Here is a 3,503-nt window from a genome sequence, read left to right as displayed (position 1 = left end):
ACTCGGTAGACTCTATGAGGTAGTTTATTCCTAAATTAGCTGCGGAATGTCGGTTCAAAACCTTTCTCAGGATGACGCGCACCGTACCGGCATACGCTTTGCCCGGCGCGTCCGGCTGGGGCGGATTGTGGGTCTGGCGGCGATGTTTTTTCCTGTTGCCGGCGTTCTGGTCACGCATTTTCTGCCCGGCGGCTGGTGGTTATTACTGGTGAGCTGGGTTTTTATCTGGCCGCATCTTGCCTGGCAGTTCACCTGCCGTTCATCTCAACCTTATCAATGTGAAATCTTCAATCTGAAGATCGACGCTATTTTTACCGGCATCTGGATTGGCCTGATGGGCGTGAACGCTCTGCCATCGGCTGCGCTGGTTATGATGATGGGCATGAATATGATGGGATCCGGCGGCTGTCGCCTGTTTCTCTCAGGCATTGCCATAACCACGTTATCCGCTGTCGTGACGCTGAAGCTAACCGGAAATGTTGTGGTGCTCTCTTCCGGATCGCTGGAGTGGTGGCTGACGCTGCCGGTCTTGATGATCTACCCAATACTCTTTGCCTGGGTGAGCCATCAGACGGCCATTCGCCTGGCGGAAAATAAGCGAAAACTTGAGCTGATGAGTACCCGCGATGGCATGACGGGCGTTTATAACCGGCGCCACTGGGAAACGTTGCTGCGGATGGAGTATGAAAAGTGCCGACGGGATCATGGTCAGACCACTATCCTGCTTATCGATATCGATCACTTCAAGAGCATCAATGATACCTGGGGACATGATGTGGGCGATGAAGCGATCATTGCTATCACTCGTCAACTGCAGATGACGCTGCGGGCCGGGGATTATATTGGCCGTTTCGGTGGCGATGAGTTCGCGATCATCATGTCCGGGACCCCGGCAGAAAGTGCAATTGCGGCGATGTCCCGTGTCCACGAGCGGTTAAAAAAACTGTCGTTACCCTGTGCCCCGAACGAACGGCTTCGCATCAGCGTGGGGGTTGCGCCATGGGGAACACAGTTTGCCCACTACCGCGAATGGTTAAAAGCGGCAGATATCGCGCTTTATAAAGCCATAAATGCCGGACGCGGACGTACCGAGGTGGCCGCCTGACATCCGGCTTAGTTTGGTCAGGACTTACTCAGCTTCTCTGACTTTTCCATGCATTTCGCCATCGCTTCAATGACCGCCGCACGGAACCCGCGCTCTTCCAGCACACGCACCGCTTCGATGGTGGTACCGCCAGGCGAGCAGACCATATCTTTCAGTTCCCCTGGATGCTTACCGGTTTCCAGCACCATTTTGGCTGAGCCCATCACCGCCTGTGCGGCAAATTTATAGGCCTGCGCACGTGGCATACCGCCAAGCACCGCAGCATCCGCCATCGCTTCCAGGAACATGAAGACATACGCAGGAGCAGAACCACTCACGCCCACAACCGGATGGATCATCGATTCGGCAATCACTTCCGCTTCGCCGAAGCAGCGGAAAATGTTCAGCACATCGGCCACATCTTCCGTGGTCACCAGCGCGTTAGGGGTGATGGAGGTCATCCCGGCGTTGACCAGCGAAGGGGTATTGGGCATTGCGCGAACAATTTTACGGTCATGACCCAGTGCACGGGCCAGCTGATCGAGCGTCACGCCTGCGGCAATCGACACCACCAGCGTGTCTTTATTCAGGCTGGAGGTGATCTCGCTCAGGACTTTGATCATGATATTCGGTTTAACCGCCCCAAAGACGATATCGGCGACCTGGGCCACTTCCTGCGCGCTTTCGGCTGCGTTAATACCATACTCATCACGTAACGCCGCGACTTTATCCGGTGATGGTGTATAGACCCAAATCTGACCCGGCAGGACCTGCCCGCTGGCGATCAGGCCACCCAGGATGGCTTTGCCCATGTTACCGCAGCCAATAAACCCGATTTTCTTATCCATCACGTTTCTCCGTCGTTATGCGTTGTTTTCTCTGATTGATAGCTTAACAACGAAATGCAGGCGACAATAGTCGCCAGTATCAATAGGGGAGACATTATGGCGATTTGGGTTGATGCGGACGCATGTCCGAATGTGATTAAAGAGATTTTGTTCCGCGCTGCCGAGCGTGTTCAGATGCCGCTTACGCTGGTGGCAAACCAGAATATCCGCGTACCGTCTTCCCGATTCATTCGTGCGTTGCGGGTTCCTGCCGGTTTTGATGTGGCGGATAACGAGATCGTACGGCTGTGCAGCGCGGAAGATCTGGTGATCACGGCGGATATTCCTTTGGCCGCAGAGGTACTGGAAAAGGGCGCCGCAGCGCTGAACCCGCGCGGGGAGCGTTACTCACCAGCAACCATCCGGGAAAAACTGACCATGCGCGATTTCATGGATACGCTTCGTGCCAGCGGTGTGCAGACCGGCGGGCCAGATAGTTTATCTCAACGTGACCGCCAGCAGTTTGCCGCAGAGCTGGATAAGTGGCTGCTGGAAGTGAAACGTCGCACTGCTAAATGATAATCATTGTCAATATGTGGTACAGTATGGCAGTGACAGGGTTGTCATTCCGTACCGCTTTGCAGTAAAGTAAACGCAACATCTTCTGCAATTATTTCTTTACACTCTTCAGCCATCCGGCATCAAGGGGAAACACCTGGTTATGACCCAACCCATCTTTTTAGTTGGCCCCCGCGGCTGTGGGAAAACCACCGTTGGCCTGGAGCTGGCGCGTGCCTGTCAACGTCATTTTGTTGATACCGACCACTGGCTGCAGACTCAGGCCGGACAAACCATCGCGGATATCGTCGAAAAAGAGGGCTGGGAGAGCTTTCGCAGCCGTGAAACGGCCGCGCTGGAAGCGGTAACGGCACCCGATGCGGTAATTGCCACAGGCGGCGGAATTATTCTGGCGGAATATAACCGCCGCTTTATGCGCGAAAAAGGGATTGTGATTTATCTCTGTGCACCCGTGGCTGCGCTGGTGGGGCGTCTGGAAGCGTTTCCGGAAGAGGGGCAACGCCCTGCGCTAACCTCCAGACCGCTCAGCGAAGAGGTGAGCGAGGTGCTGGCGGAGCGCGATGCGTTATACCGCGAAGCGGCACATCACGTAGTGGATGCTTCCGCGTCGCCTGAAGAGGTTGTGATTCAGATTATTACCGCCCTGCGTTTGGCTTGTGCCAGCTAACCGCCGTCTATACTTATAGCTCTGACATAAAAAAAGGATGAGCTATGCCAACCAGACCTCCCTATCCGCGTGAAGCACGTATTGTTACCGTTGAAAAAGGCAATGGCGATCAAACCGTGACCTGGTATCAACTGCGTGCCGATCACCCTAAACCCGACTCACTCATCAGTGAACATGAGACTGAACAGGAAGCGCTGGATGCGAAACGGCGCTACGAAGATCCCGATAAGTCATAAATGTTTTCCTAAACGCTCCAATACCGTGCCTGAATCACACTTTTTACTCATCGCTAATGGGCTTTGTTGAATAAATCAGATTTCGGGTAAGTCTCCCCCGTAGCGGGTTG

The 3,503-nt window shown here is 54.4% G+C and carries 5 protein-coding genes; 4 read left to right on the top strand and 1 reads right to left on the bottom strand.

The window, feature by feature from the left end; translation table 11 throughout:
* Positions 1-46 precede the first annotated feature (46 nt).
* Positions 47-1,105 (top strand): diguanylate cyclase AdrA, encoded by a 1,059-nt coding sequence (adrA, locus tag HX884_RS25730; RefSeq protein WP_178328991.1) that lies wholly within the window; start codon positions 47-49, stop codon positions 1,103-1,105.
* A 17-nt stretch (positions 1,106-1,122) separates the two neighbouring features.
* Here adrA and proC read toward each other — a convergent pair whose 3' ends face one another.
* Positions 1,123-1,932, bottom strand: a complete 810-nt coding sequence (gene proC, locus HX884_RS25725) for a pyrroline-5-carboxylate reductase (protein WP_013095814.1) — start codon at positions 1,930-1,932, stop codon at positions 1,123-1,125.
* A gap of 96 nt (positions 1,933-2,028) precedes the next feature.
* On the opposite strand from proC, the gene HX884_RS25720 reads away from it, so the two are divergent.
* The 3 genes from HX884_RS25720 to yaiA all read left to right on the top strand — a co-directional run bounded on the left by HX884_RS25720 (position 2,029) and on the right by yaiA (position 3,393).
* The gene (locus HX884_RS25720; protein WP_029882460.1) at positions 2,029-2,490 is read left to right on the top strand and encodes a YaiI/YqxD family protein; all 462 of its coding nucleotides are present in this window, start codon (positions 2,029-2,031) and stop codon (positions 2,488-2,490) included.
* A 142-nt stretch (positions 2,491-2,632) separates the two neighbouring features.
* Positions 2,633-3,157, top strand: a complete 525-nt coding sequence (gene aroL, locus HX884_RS25715; protein WP_038982855.1) for a shikimate kinase AroL — start codon at positions 2,633-2,635, stop codon at positions 3,155-3,157.
* Positions 3,158-3,201: 44 nt separating this feature from the next.
* Entirely contained in the window at positions 3,202-3,393 is a 192-nt protein-coding gene (yaiA, locus tag HX884_RS25710) for a protein YaiA (RefSeq protein ID WP_013095817.1), read from the top strand.
* The last annotated feature ends 110 nt before the right edge of the window (positions 3,394-3,503 follow it).

Source organism: Enterobacter sp. SECR19-1250, from assembly GCF_013391025.1.
In the GTDB taxonomy this organism is placed as follows: Bacteria; Pseudomonadota; Gammaproteobacteria; order Enterobacterales; family Enterobacteriaceae; genus Enterobacter; species Enterobacter cloacae.
Note: the sequence above shows the minus strand (reverse complement) of the source record. Positions and strands in the feature narration are given on the sequence as shown.